This window comes from Myroides sp. C15-4 (assembly GCF_050522745.1).
Lineage (GTDB): Bacteria > Bacteroidota > Bacteroidia > Flavobacteriales > Flavobacteriaceae > Flavobacterium.
This window is the reverse complement of the sequence record NZ_JBMVQX010000025.1, coordinates 26,105-46,018: the sequence shown is the minus strand read 5'-3', so window position 1 is coordinate 46,018 and position 19,914 is coordinate 26,105. Positions and strand designations below refer to the sequence as shown.

The following is a 19,914-nucleotide window of genomic DNA, read 5'->3' as shown; positions in this document are numbered from 1 at the left end:
ATGGAGACATCCCTTTCAATTAACTACTTAATTCAAGAGCCTAAGGTAAAAAAGGATAAGAATCCGCTTATTTTACTTTTACACGGCTATGGAAGTAATGAAGAAGATCTATTTTCTTTTGCTCGTGAACTTCCGGATCACTACTATATTGTATCTGCACAAGCACCCTACCCTGTTCCGCCTTATGGCTATGCTTGGTATGCGATTCACTTTGATGCAGATGCCAATAAGTTTTCTGATGATCAACAAGCGATTGAATCTAGGGATTTGATTGTACAATTCATCGATGAATTACAAGCAAAATACCCGATTGATGCGCAAGACATTAACTTGGTAGGTTTCAGTCAAGGCGCTATTTTGAGCTATGCTATTGCCTTGTCTTATCCTGAAAAAATCAATAAAGTCGTAGCGCTAAGTGGCTATTTTAATGCCAATATTATCAAAGCTGGTTTTGAAGACAGTGATTTCAGTCAACTGCAAGTCTTTGCTTCCCACGGTACTGTGGATCAAGTGATTCCTGTAGATTGGGCTAGAAGGACCTCGCCTATCTTAGACGTGTTAAAAATCAAACACACCTATAAAGAGTATCCAGTAGGACACGGGGTTCACCCACTAAACTTTACGGACTTTAAAACATTCTTACTTCAAGAATAAAAGATAAAAAAAAGAGGGTGTCATGACACCCTCTTTTTTATTTAATAATTAAGTTGAACCCATCCTGTTTTCAATTTTCCATGAGAGACCAGGACATAGTAGTATGTGCCACTTGGCAATTGATTACCAGCATTATCTTTTCCAACAAATTCATTTTTATAGCTACCCGATTTGGTGTATACTTCTACTCCATATCGATTAAAGATTTGAATCTTAGCTACCCCGTGATTACTCAAATCAAAAGCGTCATTGATTCCATCACCATTAGGTGAAATTCCTTTTGGAATAGGACAATCTTCAAAATCAACGTTGAAACTACTTTCATCATAACAGTACACCTTTTGATCTCCATTTCGCGTCACCATATAAATAGTCATCGGAACAATTACCTCATAATCGGCATGCAGTTCAATTCCCTTCTCATTCGGTTCTGTATAATACTTCGTTCCCTCTGGCGGAACAGGTAATTTAAAGGCCTCACAAGAAAACACCTTATCTTCGATAATTGGGGCAAAAACCTCGGGTAAAATATCGATCGTCAAGGTAGATTCCCCATAGCACCCTTTTTCATCCTCCTTATACACATAAATCGTATGCAACCCTACCTCATTATAGCGCGCTCCAGCATCATATTTTATACCTCCACCAAACGGTTCGGTATAATAAGCTTCTCCAGGAGCTAAAGCAGGTAAAGTGACTTCTTTACATTGAACCATAGGTTTCACTTGCGTTGCCCCTAGTTGTTCATTCACTCCTAAGGTAAAAGAAATTACTTTGGAGCAATGCGTCAGTTTGTTAGTGATCTTCATGAAGATGGTATCTTCATTTGGCGTCTGTGTTTCGTATGCTGCATTTAGTTCATTTTCTTCGGCATCGGCATCCGTTTGTGATTTATAGTAGGCTACCTCATACTCTTCCGCCTCTAAACCTATTAAAACTACAGGGATGTTCTCATCCAAGTTATACGTAAATGTTGAGCCTGGTTTCTTCGCACAGTCAAACAGTTTTTTAGGTGTTGTAAATTCCATCGGTTCTTTTAAGAAGGCAAAATCTTTCTTAATCACCATTTCTTCCCCATTACAGTGCGCATATTTAATCACCCCTGTGTAGGTGGTTGACCCGTCAATCGTGACTGAGATATCCGTATCTTCTGAGAAGAACGCTCCATCTCTCAACCATTCAAACGTAGCAATGGAAGGTCCATTGGGTGTAAAGCGCCAGGCTTCATTCTGTGCTACCCAGGTCCCCGTATTTCTTCCCTCAGGAACATAAGCAACCGTACCATCTTCATTTTGAATACCAATTACACCACTACCATCGTTGTGTCCCTGTTCACCTGCTGCTACTACCGGTCTATTTTTCACATAGACTTCAATAATATTCGTTATTTCATATAGTACAATTTGCGAGGTTTGCGTCGATCCTTCTATATCATCAGGATCATAGCGCTGATCAAACAAGCCCAGGTGATAGATATTAAATACCAAGGCACGACAAGGGTATTCACCAATAATTTGGTAATTAACCGAAAAATCATCAGGCGAAGACCCTGAACTAGGATCGGGATTCAAATCTTGCATTACACCAAAAATGGCATTGACAAATGGCGATAGATCATCCTCTGTTTCAAACGGCAGTTCATCGTTAAATTGCCAACTTGATCCACTATCTGGCTGATAGCGTCCTCCCTCAACTTCGCCTGCAATACTAAAGCTAATTGCGCCATTGGTATTGATCAAGGCCTTGTCATAACTATTGCCAAAGAAGCAGAAATCAAATCCTAAATCGATAACTTCAGACCAATAGTCATCATCAATTAAATCGACTGCACCACCGCCAAAGAACGGAAATGGCGGCTTGTATTCGATTGGTTCTACCACATATTCTGTTGTTGATTTAATATCGTAAAAGTCAGCTTTTAGGTCCACGGGATAGGGATCTTCTGAACAAATAATATACTCGCCCTCAACGGAAACATCCAAATCTAAATCTTCAATGGTAATACTCGCACAGCCTGGAGGATAGAAAACAGCATAATCCACAGGGCCTGTCCACCATCCAACACTCGTTTCTGAACAAATAGGACGTACAAATACTTTATAGAAATCGCCTTCTGGCACATTTTCGATGAGATAAGAAGGATCACCTTCAACGACAATTCCCGTATCGCTAAATAGCGGAAAAGGTTGACCATTCTCAATAATAAACACCTCCCATTTGGTTTGACCTGCCGCTGGCGTCCAAGTCACCTCAAAGTTAGTCGTGTTTTCTATTCGACTCACGGTTAAGTCTTCTACGTCCTTACAGCTATACTCTTTGACAACTAAATTGTCTACTGCTGCAGGAGGTTGTTTTTGGCTAAAATCATTGTGTGTCCATTCAAACACTAAGCGCATGTTTTGTCCTGCCCAAGCCGTAGCTGGCACAATATAGCGTTGTTGGGTAAAGTTTCTCTTCTGGTAAAACGGATTCGTTGGATCTAGTTCAATGCGATTCGCCGCGGGGGTAATTAACGTACCCGCCGTTGGTGTAAATGACGCTGGCACAAGCCATACTTTCATAAAGTCACTCGGTATTTCTTCCCAGGTATCCCAATCAATTGTTGTATCTCCAAAGGCTCTCCATTCAAAAGAGAGGTCTACTTCTTGCGTATTGGCAGGAATAACAAAATCTTTAAATACGTGAATAACCTCGCTAACCTCTCCAAAATACGCATTGTTACGTCCCTCGTCATTCGTGACATACAACGATCGTGTTCCGCTGGCAGCGATTGCATTTCCAGCTACCCATTTATTTTGTTCCCCTAGTGTAGTTTGAAAGTACACATTCTCTTCAAAGTCATCACTATACGGCAAGGTTACTGGCGGAATTTTTGGCACATTTACGGCTAAAGGTCCGATCCACTTACTCTTATTGTCAGCATCACAAGCGGTTCTCAACCAAACGTAGTAAAACGATCCTTGGTTTACTTCTGTAAACGTAAACGTATTCCCTTCCGCTGTATGGGTGGGAACATCTGCATCTACCACCGCTGGCAGTGGATTCGTTCGAATAATAAGCTCATAGTCGTCCACGTCCACAGCAGGCGTCCAACTCACCGTAAATTGAGTTGCCGTTGCGCGGTCTAAGCTTAAATCTTGCGGTCGACTACAAAGCACCGGTCTCAAATCAATATTATCAATAGCCGCTGGAGGTTGAATACCACTCACCGCATCATTAATCCATTCAAAAACAAGGCGAATTGTTCCATCCGCATAAGGCGAGCCATCAAAAAAGATCAATTCATTTACGAAGGTATTATTCGATTTATAATCCGTGGCTCCAATAGGCAACACGCCATCATCAAATTCGTCAATCGGTTCGTTGGGTACGATCTGATAATCAGCAGGAACGATCCAAACGCGAAAATAGTCACTGGCCCAAAACTCGCCTTCTCCCATACAACGCCAGTCAAAAGTCAATTGAAGTTCATTGACAGCTGCGTCTATCGCAAAATCCTTATACGCATGAGATACGGTATTTTCCCAATCCTCATCGTCTGTGGTATATTGATATGAAACGCCCTCGTCATTGCTGATATACATAGCATGAGTCCCACCGTTATTCACTGCTGTACCCAGGTTCCATTTATTTTCTTTGGTATCAACAAACACAAAACCATTCGGTCCTTCAAAATCTTCTAGAAACGGTAAAGTTGCAGGAGTCATATTCGTTCTAAAACGAATAGGACCTGCCCATTCTGAATCGACACTTCCCTCTTCCCCATTGCATTTAGAACGAATAAAAACCTCGTATTCCGTATTACTCGTTAATCCCGTTATGGTATATGTCGTTTCATCAACAACAGTACCAGAAGTAGGCATGGCTGCCCCTACTGCACGTGTGGCTAACTCCCACTCTTCTTCCTCATATCCTTGTTGCCAATCCACTTGAACGCCTACGGTTGTATAGTTAGACAGCTGTATGTTTACAGGCGTAGGACAAGCGGGAATATCCTCCACAATAACTTGCCCAATGTATAAACGCCATCCATCTCCCCCCCCTGGCGGAACATGCCACGCAAGGTTTATTTCCCCTTCAAGGAGATCGCCATTGGCATCTTTGAGGTAAATAATTTCTTCTTTATAGGTTGTATTATCGTATTCTCTCAGAGGAAGTAGCTCTTGATCAAAAGCATCAACAGCAGTTCCCGTTGTGGACAACATCACGCGAAAATCATTGGGTTCGAAACTTGATTCAACACGATACTGGTATCGAAGTCGCTGATTACCTGTTACTACAATAGTAGGTGAAATCAGCCAATCGTCATTTTCTCCATCCAAGCCATCCGTTGATATAACGGCCGCTTGATCCCCTATAAAAGGATTATTCTCATCCGTTAAATCCCACGTACTATCATCTTCATTATTATTGATGACAGTCCAACAGCGTTTTGTTTCTGAATCACTGGCAAATGTCTCCGTAAAGGGCAATTGGGTGATGGGCACACAATCCTCATCCGCGAGCAATAGCTGGGGCTGCACAATTCTTTCTCCTACACTCCAATCAAAGAAAGGGAGCGTATCGACAAAATAGAGCTGCATTTTGTTCGCCCAACTACTAAGAGTAGGCGACGCAAAAACAAGTGTTGGAATCAATACTAAGGCCAGTATAATTCCGTGTATTCTCGACTTTATCCTTAACATAATATTTAGTTTTTATGTATTGTTGAATCAATAAACTAAATTAATGGTTTATACAGTAATACCAACACATTACTTCATCGTACACAACATAATTAGCATTTTCACACATTTAACACAACAATATTATGATAAAACAATTAAAAACACTAGCAACCAAAAACACTTAAAGTTAAGAAAAAGCTATTTTTTAACAAAGCAATAAGGAATTTAGGCTTCGTATTGACGGGCTTGTTCAGGACTTACACCTATAAAAAACAAATGTAACCTTCCTATTCCTCCAATTTTTCACATATTACGGACGAAAACAGGAGTAAAAACTCGTATTAATCGTTACATTTGTTTGAAAGGATAAAAAAATGACGGAACAGCAGAACGATAACTCAAGCGTACAGCGTAAACTCAAAGCTCGTCACCTTACCATGATTGCCATTGGTGGGTGTATTGGAACGGGGCTATTCATGGCAAGTGGAGAAGCAATTCAACAAGCAGGGCCAGGCGGGGCCGTATTAGCCTATGTAGCCATAGGTGTTATGGTTTACTTCTTGATGACTTCTCTAGGTGAAATGGCAACTTACCTTCCAGTATCAGGTTCTTTTAGCACCTATGCCTCTCGCTTTGTAGATCCTTCTTTGGGCTATGCCTTAGGATGGAACTATTGGTTTAATTGGGTCATTACAGTTGCTGTGGATGTTTCTATTGCCGCTTTGGTTATCTCCTATTGGGAGCCCATGAACTTTCTGCCTCCTTGGGCGTGGAGTCTGTGCTTCTTTGCCATTATTTTAGGTTTAAATACCTTATCTGTAAAGGCCTATGGTGAATCTGAATACTGGTTTGCCTTTATCAAAGTGGTAACGGTTATCGTCTTTTTAGCTGTTGGGCTGTTGACTATTTTCGGTATTCTAGGCGGCGAATACATTGGTTTTAAAAACTTTACCCTAGGCGATGCTCCCTTTGTAGGAGAGGGATTCTCTGGTAAGTTTTTAACTGTACTAGGCGTATTCTTAATTGCGGGGTTCTCTTTTCAAGGAACAGAGCTCATCGGTATTACAGCAGGTGAATCAGAAAACCCAGAGAAAAACATTCCCAAAGCCATCAAACAAGTATTTTGGAGAATTCTTATTTTTTACATTCTGTCTATCTTTGTCATCGGGTTAATCATTCCCTATACCAGTCCTCAACTCCTAGGGGCCGATATTACAGAAATTGCCAAATCCCCCTTTACCTTAGTCTTTGAAAAAGCCCATTGGGCATTTGCAGCTGCTCTGATGAATGCCGTTATTTTAACTTCTATTCTCTCTGCTGGAAATTCAGGAATGTACGCTTCTACCCGTATGCTCTATGCGATGGGAAAAGACGGAATGGCTCATCGTTCTTTTGGTCGAACCAACGGACAAGGTGTGCCCATTATAGCCCTATTAGCCACTGCATTGGTGGTATTGATCATCTTTATTATTCAATCGTTTACTCCTCAAGCCGTTGACTTTATCCTCGCCGCTTCAGGATTAACAGGATTTATCGCTTGGTTGGGTATTGCTCTCAGCCATTACCGATTCCGAAAAGCCTATGTCGCACAAGGCTATGACACTAAAAAATTAGTCTATAAAGCCAAACTCTTTCCCTTTGGCCCTATCTTCGCTTTCGTCCTTTGCCTATTTGTCATTATTGGACAGGATAGCCAGATGATCTTTGAAGGAATTGTCGATTGGCAGGGCGTATTCATTACCTATATGGGTATTCCCTTTTTCTTGTTCTTTTATCTGTACCACAAATTCAAGTATAAAACCAAAGTAATTCCACTTAAAGATGTCGATTTGAAGCGATAACTTTTATTGGTGAGTGGTGAGTGGTGAGTGGTAAACTGTCAAGTGAACTGTGAACCAAATCCTATCTCTCGCGATTAGCAATAAAGTAAATCAACTCTTCTCTGTTTTTCGTATCGCTAAATACATCATCGTGAAAATACAGGAGCTTATCCAGTAATTGGACTAAGCTTTGCTTTTCAGTCTGTTTTAAATTACCGTTGATTACTTGGGAAATCTTCTGGATATCTTCCCTATTATTCATTAATTCCTGCTCACCTAAGGTTGTGATCTCAACGATCTTACTTCTCTTATCTACTTCTGAGTCTTTTTGGCAAACAAACTTCAACTCAATCAGTCGATTGACAATTTGCATGCCCGTTGGTTTTTCTTGTGTACTCTTGCGAATTAGCTCCATTTTAGTCATTTCACCATGCACCCATAAATTCATCAAGAATATTAAATTATCAGGTAATGCAAGCGGACTATCTGCCAAAACGGAACGCCAATACATCTTGCTGTAATTGGCCAATTTAAAAAAAGATAGTGCTATATTTTGCTCTGTACTTACTTTAGCTTCTACTCCTGGTATTTCCTCCTCTTGTAGCTGTGTCATTTTATCTCGAACCCATTGCTTAAACCCTGTGATAGTTGGAGCATAGATAGAAAATAACTCTTCTTTCGTCTCCTTTTCAAACTCAAAGAGCAGATGCATAAAATCAATTATTAGTTTGTGGTTCATTTTAACGTAAAAAAATAAATAATATAAAGATCAATCAGAATTGTTGTATCAAATATATTAATTTAAAATTTTAAACAATTTTACTGTATTTTCAGTGTTTAAAAAATAATGACTCTTTTTTACCAAAACTTATTTCCTTTCACAACGAAATAAATAACATTATCCATTCATTATTCTCAATTCGAGAATATTTAGGCGTTAAAATATTTTTACCTCTTCCTGCATTTAGAAGTAAATCTTCTAAAATAAAGCTATATTTACTTCTTTTATCGCATTTTGCTATGGGTTCATACTGCCTATCCGCTATTATATTTAGCCTAAGGGTCAAGACATCTACACAATCTAATTGGTCAGAAAAGAGAAAAACCCTACCTTAGTGACCTTTAAAATTAATCACTTCATAGAATGAAAAAAATACAATTACTTGCCCTAGCTTTACTTACAGGTAATTTACTTTTTGCACAACGCAATCTTACCATGCAAGAAGCGACGTTAGGCCAGTACACTTCTTTTGCACCAGAGCAATTAACACAACCGAGCTGGAAGGATACCCATGCTTTCACTCACTTAAATGCAAAACGAGACAGCTTATTCATCCGTACACAAGCGGTAAACTGGACACCTACCTTTTTACTTCGCATAGCGGACTTGCAAACGGCAATCGCTAATTCGACACAAGAAGCCACATTCAAACTGACTTCTTTCCCTAGTGATTTAGCTTGGAAAAATGAAAGTACTTTAACTTTTTCTGCAATAGATACAGCGAAAAAGTTCCGCTGGTTGTTTCACTATAACACCCAAGATCAAAAGGTTACTCTAATTCAAAAGGTTCCAGTTCACGGACAAGAATACCTTGTATCGAGAAATAAAGAATACGTTGCTTGGTTAAATGAGAACAACATTGAAATTGCGGATAAGAAAGGGCAGCTAATCGCTGTAACGCAAGATACAGACAAGGCCATTGTCAATGGTAGTTCCAATACTCACCGCAATGAATTTGGCATCAACAAGGGCATGTGGTGGAGTCCTAAACAAGAACAATTACTCTACTATAGAAACGATCAAGCAGAGGTAACGGATTATCCTTTAGTACAATGGGATCCCAGAGTAGCGGAAAATAAAAACATCAAATATCCGATGGCGGGTATGGCGAATGAACGCGTTTCTCTTGTGATTTATGATGTATACACAGCGAACAAAGTTACCTTACAAACAGGAGATCAAGACCAGTTTTTGACCATGGTAACTTGGGATCCATCGGGTAATTACGTCTATGTAGGGGTATTAAATCGCGAGCAAAACCACTTAAAACTCAATAAATACAACGCGGCAACAGGTGCTTTAGAAGCGACGCTATTCGAGGAGAAATCAACAACCTATACTGAGCCTTCACAAGGATTGGTTTTCAATCCAGAAGACAATAAATCGTTTATTTATTTATCTGAGAAAGACGGATACCGTCAAATGTATTTGTATTCAACAGAAGGTAAATTAATCAAATCTTTAGGTCATGAAGATGTGATTGTTGCTGATTTGATCGGTTTTGATGCCGAGGGTAAAAACATATACTACACGGGAGTAACCAACCAAGGTTTAGATCGACAAATTTTTAAAGTCAACATCAAAAAGGGAAAAACGGAGCAAATTACTACACTTTCGGGTACACATGAGGCTTTATTTAACCAAGATAAAAGCTTGTTCCTCGATGCGTTCAACAGCTATGATGTTCCCAATCGCGTGGCTTTGGTTCAGACATCCAATCAAAAAGAAGTAGAATTACTTCGAGCCAAAGATCCCTACCAAGGCGTTGTTAGCTTACCTAAAACAGAAATCGTAACGCTAACAGCAGCAGATGGAAAAACACCGCTAAATGCCCGTGTGATTTACCCAGCTAATTTCGATGCCAACAAAACCTATCCTGTGATGGTTTATGTGTACGGTGGACCACATGCGCAGTTAATTACCAATACGTGGTTAGCGGGTTCTTCGTTATTCTTCCACTATATGGCGCAACAAGGCTATCTTGTATTTACGGTCGATAACAGAGGAAGCTTTAACCGAGGAAGAGATTTTGAACACGTTATTCACCGTCAATTGGGACAAAATGAAATGGCGGATCAACTGGTTGGGGTGAAATACTTACAGACATTACCTTATGTAGATCAGAATAAAATAGGGGTATATGGATGGAGTTTTGGTGGATTCATGACAACAACTTTATCGGTGAACTACCCTTCTATTTTTAAAGTTGGTGTTGCTGGTGGACCTGTAATGGACTGGAAGATGTACGAAATCATGTATGGCGAACGTTACATGGATACGCCTCAAGAAAACCCAGAAGGGTACGAGCGCACAAGTCTATTAAACAAAGCCTCAAAACTAGACAATAAGCTATTGATTATTCATGGGGCACAAGATCCTGTAGTGGTACAACAACACTCCATGTTGTTTATTGAAGCGTGTATCAAAGCCAATAAGCAAGTGGATTATTTCTTGTATCCAAACCACGAGCACAATGTTAGAGGTTTAGATCGCGTGCATTTGAATACAAAAATTGCGCAATACTTCTTTGATCACTTGGCTCAACCAATGCCTTAATCGATCAAAATAAACATATACATAAGAGGGTGCCCTTTTGGGACACCCTCTTTTTTTACCGTCCTATGAACCAGTTATCTTCGGTAGTGCACCCTTGTACTTCCCTAGTAACTGCTTAGTGAGTCCATAGTGATACTATAAAAAAGTCTTGTTTTAATAGACTCAGTATGGACTCAGTATGGACCCATTGCCTATCATTCCCTTCCAATTCTACCAGCAGCTAGAACACGTGATTCTGTTCTCTTTTATTTTTTACAAAATAGCCTGTATAAAAAAATTATACAGGCTTGACAAACTAAAAAAACGCATCAATTCTTATTCAAAGGAATAAGCAATTTTATTTTTATCTTTTAACACAGAAACATTTCCAATGAAGGAGCTTGTATGGCAACTAGCTGCTGGCTGGTATACAGCAACTGAAAGACCAACTCATCATCGACACATCCCCTTTCAGTTTCAGCTGAATCGAGATACTCTTCTAACAATTCTTCTAGACTATCCACATCGTCATAAAACAAGGCATTGAGCCACACAATATGTCCTGTCAATCGTCCTTTGGTAATTTCGGCATATTGATTTCCTTTATGATCTTGAGCAAAGACAAACAAATAGTCCGATAGGATACAGTCTTCATTGCGTTCAATAACATCCAGTGTATCATCTATCCCATCAAAAGTATACCATTCTACTATCCCCTCTACTGCTTCCAAGGAAATCGCTGAACGCACCAGGTTATGCATCCCTTTTCCTTGACTTTGAACGAGTAACAATTTTCGCATCTCATCAGAAAATCCAAATCGCACTTGCAATTTATTGACTTCCTTGCCAGTGGGAATGCTTACACCAGCATCCACAAAAAAACTATGTTTATAATACTGTTCCATATGCTTTCTTTTGATATACTAAATTTCATCAAAAAAAACAATACCACCAACGGCTACACAATAAGATAACTTTTTGGTAACACGCTAGAAACAGGCCAATTGCAAAAGAAAACTAGTTTTTGTCCTTGATTTGTTCAATAAAAGTGGAAGGTGATAGGCCTTTAATTCGCTTAAATGTTATGGTAAAACGACTGTGAGAAGCAAATCCACATAAATCAGCCAAATAGCTAATTTTATACTTGAGCATCTCGGGATTTGCCTCAAGTACAGCAACGATATAATCAATGCGAAGCGTATTGATATAGCTAGAGAAGTCAGTATGCTTGTGGTGTTTAATCACATAGGATAAGTAGCGGTGATTGACCCCAATTTGACTTGCGAGTTTACTCAGTGAAATTTCGTGTTTTAAGTATCCCTGTTGTTGTTCAAAGGTCTTAATTCCTTGGAGAATCAATTCTTCCATCTCTTTGGAAATATAGTTGTAATCCACGCTTTTGTCGCTTTTCACTTGTTCTGCTTCGCTCTCCGTCCTTGGTTCTGGCTCGACAGCAGCAACTGCTTGGCTCTTGCGACTTCGCTTAGTCAACTGCCGCTTGTGATACAAAGACAAGGATAAAAACAGCAGAATCCCTCCTCCTATGGATAGGCTATATAAAACGTAGTTTTTGTAAGCCACAGAGATTTCGCCTTCTTTCTCATAGTAGGACTCTACGAGGTAATTGGCAATTTTAGCTTGTACGGCAAATTCTTGTTCCACAAGTTGCACATAGTTTTCATTGTACTTAACATACTGCTCTGTATCTTCTATCTGTTTTGCATACTCTTTTAAAGATGCAAAAACTTGTTTTTTCAAAGCGAGAAAACCTGATTGTTCGGCTACCTCATTAGCCTTAGTTAAAAATAATAAGGACGTTTCATAATCTTGGCTTTTTAAATAAGAAACACCTAAGTTATTGTATATAAAGCCTTTTAATGGACTTTGAGGGTTATTAGAAGCTTGCAGTTCAGCCAAGGCTTGTTCAAGTATTTTCACTGCATGATTCACTTTTCCGAGTTTCATGTAGTTTTCCCCAATTAATTGATCGGTACTTGCGAGATAAAAAAAGCGCTGTTCAACATTTTCCACTTTTTCAAATTCGAGTCGTCCTTTACTTAACGAGGTGATTGCATCAGCAAACCGTGTACCTCTCATGTGGTAGTACGCTTGTTCTTGTTGTAGATTTCCCTTTAAAATAGCCAATTCTAAGGGATCTTTCATCAACTTACTCCAATGTTTGGCTTTCACCAAGGACAACTTACCTAAACTTTCGATTCCATTTTCGCGATACAGGGTGGATAAGGCCCCTTGAATTCTCGCTTGCAGATTGATATGACGTGCATTTGCAGCAAGGCTATCCGCCTTTTTTAAGGTTAAGATCGCTTTATCCCGCACCCCGTACTGTCGCAGTAAAGATGCCTTTAACAGGCTAACCTCTATTTGTTGCACAGGCGTACTTGCTAATTGTTCTAAATCAGAAATATGCATCAAAACATCTTGGGGTGTATCAGTCAAAACAACCTTCGTTGTATGTAAATAAAGGCTATCGAATGCATTATTTTGAGCGTAGCCAGAAACAGTAACCAGAATACAAAATATTATTCTAAAGTTCATTAAATCGCACTTTTTAAGCTAATTCAGGATAAGAATGGCTTATATTTATTATAATAGAAATTTATAGACTGTACTACTTTGCTATAGGCTACATTCTTCGATGCGTTCTCACCGGAGGAGTATTACATTTAAAGCAACTCAAAAAAGCCTATGTAAAAACATAGGCTGAATATCAAACACAAATATAGTAACACAAAAATCAAATTGGGGACCTGAATCTATTTTTTAATCGACGATTTATTACTCATATTCTTTTCGTGTTTTCAATCTAACTCATAAATTTGTTATTTTATAACAAGAAAAATATTTGCAGTCTTTCCTTTTACAAATATTTAACAAACTTTCGTTAATTTAAAGAAATACGCTTTACGAATTGCGTAATACAACAAGGTAGCATTAAACTAACCTCATGAGAATCAAACCTTTGATTCCAATTTTTTTTTAGCACAAAATAGGGTGTTTTGTCGTTCTAAATTCAATTTTTCTTCCTAAAAACCTATAAGCCCAGTAGGTGGGGCCATTTCTTGTTTGACGGTAGGTCAGCATCAAAAAACGACTAGGTTTTTGAGTTTTTTTTGTCATTTACCCGATATATACAACAATAATCCAAACAAATAAATCGTTTTCATAAGAATAATACGCATTAAAATACGTATATTTAAGAGTAAATAAAAAACCCATTGCCATGAAAGAATTAGAATTAACCCGCCCCATCGAATTATTCTTGGATCTCAGTGATCCAATTGTTCTTCAAGTTTTTGCCATTCACCACAGCAATTGCAAAATAGCTCCGCTCTTTCTCACACGAGATGAATCCACGCACTTAAGTCTATTATACAACAAGCAATTAGTAAAGCTGTTAGAGAAAAACAAAAATAAGATGGAAGCTGCTCTAGGATCCATTGAAGACCTATACTTCCAGCAGGAGGCATTTATAACAGATGATCAGCCCTTAAAAAATGGTGATTTGCCTACAGTGAATTACCTACTCATCGAATTAAAAAAGGAAAAACAGAAAATACTTTTACTCAAAAAAGTAACGGATAAGCAGTTGATCGAAGGTCGAAAGCACAGTCTTTCCGCTGCGGCTTCCCCCATCATCAAACAGCGAAATGTTTTGGATCTAACGCCAAAAATACACGCTATATCCATTGATAATCATACCTTTATTACCTAAAAAAGAAACGAAAGATCATCAACCTCGATGTTAATTTCGACCTGCATATACCGTCCAACTTTTTGTTCCTTCTGTGAACAAAATCTCTAATTTTTTGGTATCCATTCGGATGTAATTGGTATCTAAGGCGTTTTGATTTAGCAGGTTTTTGGCTCTATTTTCTTCAAAGATGACTTTGGAAATTGTCGGTATAGCACCTGAAAACACAAAGGAAGTTTTAGGTCCTATCTTAATGACCTCAATAAATGTGGTATCACATTGAATATTTTGATGTTGATCTTCAAATACGACAACACCCTGATATCGACCAACAAAAAAGCGAGCAGCGGTAATTTCTCGCCTTGCTCCTCCTTTAAAAACAAGCAACAAGAGAAAAATGCCAATACCTAACCAATCTAAAATGATATAGATTCTTTTTTTTATGTTCATTGTTTTGATTACTTTACCAAACCAATACAAATAGCATACTAATTTTATATTTTTAAGTATTTTTTAACCTTTTTTACATTATTTAAAAAATCAAAGGGTTTTTATCTTGATCTTAAAAAACAGCTAAAATGCGAAAGCAAACGCTTTTATTATAACTATATTTACATTAAATTCGAGTTTTATAGTAAAAGTCACAAGAAGTAGTTTAAACACTATTCTGGTCACTTGAATCAAGTACAATAAAATTGTAGATTCTGTTTTGTCTATTCCAAAAAAACGGTACAACGCACACGATCTACCCCTTAAAATCAACAACTGATGCGAAAAAAAGAATCCACCCCAAAAGAAAGTAAAAAAGAAACACCTGAAAAAGTTAGGAAGGTTTCTTCTGGTCCCATACGAGATAAATCCAGAACGATGAACAAGATGATTGCTGCTGTGGGTAAGGTACTGCAAAAGAAGGGATATACAGGACTTACAGCGCCTAATATTGCGAAAGCTGCTGGTGTTGATAAGAAACTAGTTTGGACGTACTTTGGTGGTGTAGATAATCTAGTAGAAGCCTACATTAGTCAAAAAGACTTTTTCAAAAGTACAACCAATAAGGGTATACAGCATTTACTACTAAACCCGGATCAATTGACCAAGAACGACATCAATGCGCTCTTGCAAAATCAATTTGATACGCTGTTAAACGATCGTTCTTTACAGCGTATTATTCACTGGGAAGTAGGTGAACACAATGATATTTTGAGAAAAATAGCAGATGCCCGAGAGGAATTAGGGGAAAACTTATTCTCTAAGGTTATTCCCTACTTTGAGCATTCCGCTGTTGATATCCGAGCGCGCCTTGCCTTGGTGATCAGTGGTATCTACTACCTATCCCTACACGCCAAAAACAATGGAAGTAAATTTTGTGGCATCGATATCAATACAGAAGAAGGAAAGAAACAAATTTCCGATGCTATAGAAGAATTAATCTATGATGCTTATAATAAGGTTAGCAGTTAATCAGTTGACGGTTAGTACATATAAAAAAAATAGGATGTCCTTTTTGGGACATCCTATTTTTTTTATATGTTCAATTGCTCTAGTCTCGATCCATTGCTTTTTTCACTTCTTCTTGAATAGCTTCCCACTTTTTAGTTAGTTCTTCACTAATCTTAGCGCCTCTATTTTTTAGTTTCTTTAGTTTTACACCGTAAAGAATACTAAACAAACCTAAGGTTAGAATGGAAAATGCAGTCCAATACACAATCGTAAAGGCTCCTGCTTCGAGGTTTGTCATCATAAAAATGGCAAAAAGTAATCCTAAGATCCCAAAGAGAACAAGCGAAGAAATTCCCTTTACCCCATATCGATTTAATTCCACTGCCATACTCAAACTGCGCACAGAACGGAAGAGTAAAACACATCCGACATAAATAGGCAATACCTGGAGGGTGATTGCTGGTTGGCTTAATAATATAAGACCTAAGACCACATCGACAATACCTGAAAATAAAATCCAACCCCAGCCATCTAATTCTTTTCTATTACTCAGGGCAAATGCTATTTCCGCGATTCCTGCAAAGAAGAAAAGCCAACTAAATAACAAGGCTAAGGATAGGTAAGACGCAACGGGCGTCATCATAATAAAGATTCCAGCGATAATAAACACTACACCTAGAATTACTGGAAGATACCAATGCTTTACATTTTGCTTGATACGATTTAAGATAATACTGCTCATGTTTTCTTTTCTTTTAAAGATACAACTTTATTATAGGTTGTGAAATAGTTTTGATTTTATTTCACCAATTTTAAAAAAATAAACAATTTCAGTATTAATTTCACTTAAATAAAATAGTTAATCACTTTCTACCTCATCGTATCTCACTATTTCAAAACGAGGAGAAAGTGCTCTTAATTCCGTATTGGGATTCTTTTTTTCAAGTCCTTTTACTCCCAATAGATCACTGAGTATCGCATATAGGTTTGTTGTGGACAGTGGGGTGTTCACCCTACCTGTTACTTTGTATTGTTCTGACACTGCATCACTATGCCAAATCACAAAAGGTACTTCTAAGCCTTTTTTGGTAAACCCGTGAATATATTTATCCTTTTTCATCGTTTGTCCATGGTCAGACAAATACAAAACTACACTCTTTTTATTTTCGACCTTTTTTATAATCTGATCTAAAACATAATCTGTGTATAATACGCTATTAAAGTAGGCATTAACCAACGGGCGATCGTCGATTTTAAAGCGTTCAAACGCTTCAGGATAACGCTCGCTTACTTTCATGTGGCTTCCCTGTAAATGAATAAAAATGAGGCGTTTTTGATTTGAATCACCTAACGCTTGTTCAAGCATAGGAAGTACGACTTCGTCATAGCTCTTTTCTTTTGTATGTTGTCTATATTGTGCGTCTTTTGTGATAATGCTATAGAGGTTTTCATAGATTCCTATTTCGTCTTGGTTAGATAGCCAATACGTATTCCATAGATTTGTACTATTAGCCAATCCAATGATATTGTCATTTAACTGCTGCAATTGAAAATCTTTTTTCTCTACAGGAATGGATTTAGACAACATAAACGTCAGGGCTGTATTGGTAAAAGAACTCGGAGCAACTGCTTCCTCATAAACCAAGAGGTTAGATATCCGCTTCTCAAGTAAAGGAGTCGTCTCTTGTTGAGCTCCATAAATTCCCATTACATCTTTTCGAACCGACTCGCCTAAAACAACGACAATGGTCTCCAGATCAGTCTCTTCAACATCAAAGGCTGGATAAGTCATTTTTTGTTTTTTAATAAGGGCTAACTCTTTTATAAAGCGATTGGCTTCATAAAAAGAGGCCATATTGTACAAAGGAGTATTGGTCCATAGGTTATACTTGGCCATCCATCCGAAGGATTCACCTGTTAATTCTTTGTCTTTTTTATAAAAGCTATAGGACTTAAATCCAATGGGATAAATCAACAAGGCCACAGCCACCAACAGTAGATATTTCGTTTTCCATTGCCGTTTAGCCACCTGATATACAAGATACCCTAGCGCAAAATAGTACAAGGTAAGCAGTACAATCACCGTTTTAAATGTCAGCAAGGCTTCTAGGGCTTCCGATTTATTTGTCGTTAAGAAATTATAAGCCAACGCCACATTAAATGCCTCCTTATACATGAGAAAACTCATAATACTCAATCCGTTATTTAGCGTAAAAACAAGGAGTAACAACGCTCCTATTCCCGCTCCTATTTTCGGTATTTTCCAGCAGAGTAAGATCAGACATAAAAACACGACATTATTCAAGAACATTCGAAACTCCAACATCGTATAGTGGAGAAAATAAAAAATGTTGGGCAAAAAGACCAACACAAACAAAAGGAGTAAAAGATAGGTTTCTTTTCTTTTTTTATTTACAGACATAAGGTGAAAATATCAAAATACCAACAAGAGAATTAATTTAGCGTATATTCCAGTCATACATCACCAGTGTACGCGCTATCTTTTGCCCTTTTTTAGCATTTTTAAAAACAACTTGGCAAAGGTAGTTAAATAAAATTATTTAACAATTATTTTAGAAAAAGTGAAAAAAAACACCAATCTAAGATAGACCAGTGTTTTATATTTAGAAAAAGAATTTACTTACTCTTTTTTTGCTTTTGATCTAATAAAGATCATGCAAATCGCGGTTGTAATTACGCCCATCATAAGCGACATTAAGAACCCTTGTTTGGCGTAATTGCCATAGTTAAAATAACTAGCTGCATCTTGTTCTGTTTCATAAAATCCCAGTTCGACAGATCGCTTGATAACAAGAGGAAAAAAGTCGGGCGTGATCACATAAGAGGTAATCCATTGAGTTAGTGGACTGAGAATGGCGATCACCAAAGACAAGACAACTCCTGAAAGCATTCCTTCGCTATAGGTCATATCGCCATCATAGAAGTTTTTCTTTTTATCCTTTAGTGCTAAAACCATGACGATGATAGCGGGAATCGCAAATAAATTGGTTAAATACAGGTGATAATCGAGGTAGGTATCGTGTAAGCCACTTAGTTTTTCGAGTACCATCCACAGTAATCCCACAAGGGAAAAGATAATTCCCCACTTTATTTCAATGCTAATTTTATTCATTGGTTTCCTTCGATCAATTGTTGTTATTTCTTGACTTTTGTTCCCATTTCCAGGCACTGGCTAACATATCATCCAATGTTTTTGTTGGTTTCCACCCTAATACGCGTTGAATTTTATCCGTATTGGCCCATGCCTTATCCACATCACCTGGACGGCGTTCTACTATTTTATAGTTGATTTTTAAGCCACTAACGCGTTCAAACGAATGTAGCAGTTCCAAGACAGAATACCCTTGACCATTGCCAACATTAAATGCTTCTACTTGCTGCTGGTTTTTTTCTTGAATGAGGTATTCCATTGCGCGTACATGAGCATCAGCAAGGTCTACTACGTGGATATAATCGCGTACACAGGTACCATCAGGCGTATCGTAATCCTGCCCATAAATGGATAAATACTCGCGTATTCCCACTGCTGTTTGGGTAATATAGGGAATCAGATTATAGGGAACCCCTAGTGGTGATTCTCCAATATGTCCTGATTCATGTGCCCCTATCGGGTTGAAATAACGCAACAAAACGGCTTGTAAAGGAAATACCTTTGCCAAATCAACGATGATCTCCTCACCTACTTGTTTGGTATTGCCATAAGGTGAAAGAGCAGATTTAATCGACTCCTCTTCTGTGATGGGCATTACCTCCCCTTGTCCATATACGGTACAGGAGGAACTAAATAAGAATTTCTTTATCCCATAGTGTTGCAGGGCAGATAATACATTAATTAAAGAGAAAAAGTTATTTTCATAATATAGCAAGGGTTTAGCCATACTCTCTCCTACAGCCTTAGAAGCGGCAAAATGAATAACTCCTGCAAGGTCTGTGTGCTGTTCAAAAAAATCAAACACTGCTTGCTTCTCTCTTAGGTCTATTTGATAAAAGGTTGGCTGAACCCCTGTGATGGCCTTAATGCCTTGGACTACATCAACAGAAGCATTCGACAAATCGTCAATGATAACTACTTCATATCCTTTTTGCTGTAGAGCTACAACTGTATGAGAACCTATAAATCCTAGACCACCGGTCACTAGTATTTTCATGTGATACATTTAATATAATATCCAAAGATAACAGATTTTAAGCAGTTTTATTTTCAAATTTCCATGCAAAATCAAATAACTTCACCAAGGTTTTAATTGGAGAACGGATTGAAAATAAACGACGACGAGGACGATC

The 19,914-nt window shown here is 38.1% G+C and carries 14 protein-coding genes; 5 read left to right on the top strand and 9 right to left on the bottom strand.

What is annotated here, in order from left to right:
* Positions 1-654: an alpha/beta hydrolase gene (locus tag ACPDHL_RS11460; RefSeq protein WP_430532895.1), complete on the top strand. Its 654-nt coding sequence runs from the start codon at positions 1-3 to the stop codon at positions 652-654.
* 41 nt (positions 655-695) lie between these two features.
* On the opposite strand, the gene ACPDHL_RS11455 is transcribed toward ACPDHL_RS11460, so the two are convergent.
* The gene (locus ACPDHL_RS11455) at positions 696-5,339 is read right to left on the bottom strand and encodes a choice-of-anchor J domain-containing protein (protein WP_430532894.1); all 4,644 of its coding nucleotides are present in this window, start codon (positions 5,337-5,339) and stop codon (positions 696-698) included.
* A gap of 356 nt (positions 5,340-5,695) precedes the next feature.
* On the opposite strand from ACPDHL_RS11455, the gene ACPDHL_RS11450 reads away from it, so the two are divergent.
* On the top strand, positions 5,696-7,162 hold the full coding sequence (locus ACPDHL_RS11450; protein WP_430532893.1) for an amino acid permease: 1,467 nt from the start codon (positions 5,696-5,698) through the stop codon (positions 7,160-7,162).
* 61 nt (positions 7,163-7,223) lie between these two features.
* Here ACPDHL_RS11450 and ACPDHL_RS11445 read toward each other — a convergent pair whose 3' ends face one another.
* Positions 7,224-7,853 (bottom strand): MarR family winged helix-turn-helix transcriptional regulator, encoded by a 630-nt coding sequence (locus tag ACPDHL_RS11445; RefSeq protein WP_430532892.1) that lies wholly within the window; start codon positions 7,851-7,853, stop codon positions 7,224-7,226.
* 432 nt (positions 7,854-8,285) lie between these two features.
* Between ACPDHL_RS11445 and ACPDHL_RS11440 the strand changes: the two genes are divergently transcribed.
* Positions 8,286-10,478, top strand: coding sequence for a DPP IV N-terminal domain-containing protein (locus tag ACPDHL_RS11440; RefSeq protein WP_430532891.1), 2,193 nt, complete (start codon positions 8,286-8,288; stop codon positions 10,476-10,478).
* Positions 10,479-10,828: 350 nt separating this feature from the next.
* On the opposite strand, the gene ACPDHL_RS11435 is transcribed toward ACPDHL_RS11440, so the two are convergent.
* Both ACPDHL_RS11435 and ACPDHL_RS11430 read right to left on the bottom strand, forming a co-directional pair.
* The gene (locus tag ACPDHL_RS11435) at positions 10,829-11,362 is read right to left on the bottom strand and encodes a hypothetical protein (RefSeq protein WP_430532890.1); all 534 of its coding nucleotides are present in this window, start codon (positions 11,360-11,362) and stop codon (positions 10,829-10,831) included.
* 112 nt (positions 11,363-11,474) lie between these two features.
* Positions 11,475-13,013 carry a helix-turn-helix domain-containing protein gene (locus ACPDHL_RS11430; protein ID WP_430532889.1) on the bottom strand — a complete coding sequence of 513 codons (1,539 nt, stop codon included), beginning with the start codon at positions 13,011-13,013 and terminating at the stop codon, positions 11,475-11,477.
* A gap of 685 nt (positions 13,014-13,698) precedes the next feature.
* Here ACPDHL_RS11430 and ACPDHL_RS11425 point away from each other — a divergent pair.
* Entirely contained in the window at positions 13,699-14,190 is a 492-nt protein-coding gene (locus tag ACPDHL_RS11425) for a hypothetical protein (RefSeq protein ID WP_430532888.1), read from the top strand.
* A 30-nt stretch (positions 14,191-14,220) separates the two neighbouring features.
* On the opposite strand, the gene ACPDHL_RS11420 is transcribed toward ACPDHL_RS11425, so the two are convergent.
* Positions 14,221-14,619 carry a hypothetical protein gene (locus ACPDHL_RS11420; protein ID WP_430532887.1) on the bottom strand — a complete coding sequence of 133 codons (399 nt, stop codon included), beginning with the start codon at positions 14,617-14,619 and terminating at the stop codon, positions 14,221-14,223.
* A 318-nt stretch (positions 14,620-14,937) separates the two neighbouring features.
* Here ACPDHL_RS11420 and ACPDHL_RS11415 point away from each other — a divergent pair, with 318 nt between their 5' ends.
* Positions 14,938-15,630, top strand: a complete 693-nt coding sequence (locus ACPDHL_RS11415) for a TetR/AcrR family transcriptional regulator (protein ID WP_430532886.1) — start codon at positions 14,938-14,940, stop codon at positions 15,628-15,630.
* 79 nt (positions 15,631-15,709) lie between these two features.
* Here the strand turns inward: ACPDHL_RS11415 and ACPDHL_RS11410 are convergent, their stop codons facing one another.
* The 4 genes from ACPDHL_RS11410 to galE form a co-directional block, all read right to left on the bottom strand.
* Positions 15,710-16,351, bottom strand: coding sequence for an HdeD family acid-resistance protein (locus ACPDHL_RS11410; protein ID WP_430532885.1), 642 nt, complete (start codon positions 16,349-16,351; stop codon positions 15,710-15,712).
* A gap of 117 nt (positions 16,352-16,468) precedes the next feature.
* The gene (locus ACPDHL_RS11405; protein ID WP_430532884.1) at positions 16,469-18,031 is read right to left on the bottom strand and encodes a phosphoethanolamine transferase; all 1,563 of its coding nucleotides are present in this window, start codon (positions 18,029-18,031) and stop codon (positions 16,469-16,471) included.
* Positions 18,032-18,250: 219 nt separating this feature from the next.
* Entirely contained in the window at positions 18,251-18,742 is a 492-nt protein-coding gene (locus ACPDHL_RS11400) for a DUF4199 domain-containing protein (RefSeq protein WP_430532883.1), read from the bottom strand.
* A 13-nt stretch (positions 18,743-18,755) separates the two neighbouring features.
* Positions 18,756-19,778: a UDP-glucose 4-epimerase GalE gene (galE, locus tag ACPDHL_RS11395; RefSeq protein ID WP_430532882.1), complete on the bottom strand. Its 1,023-nt coding sequence runs from the start codon at positions 19,776-19,778 to the stop codon at positions 18,756-18,758.
* Positions 19,779-19,914: the final 136 nt, after the last annotated feature.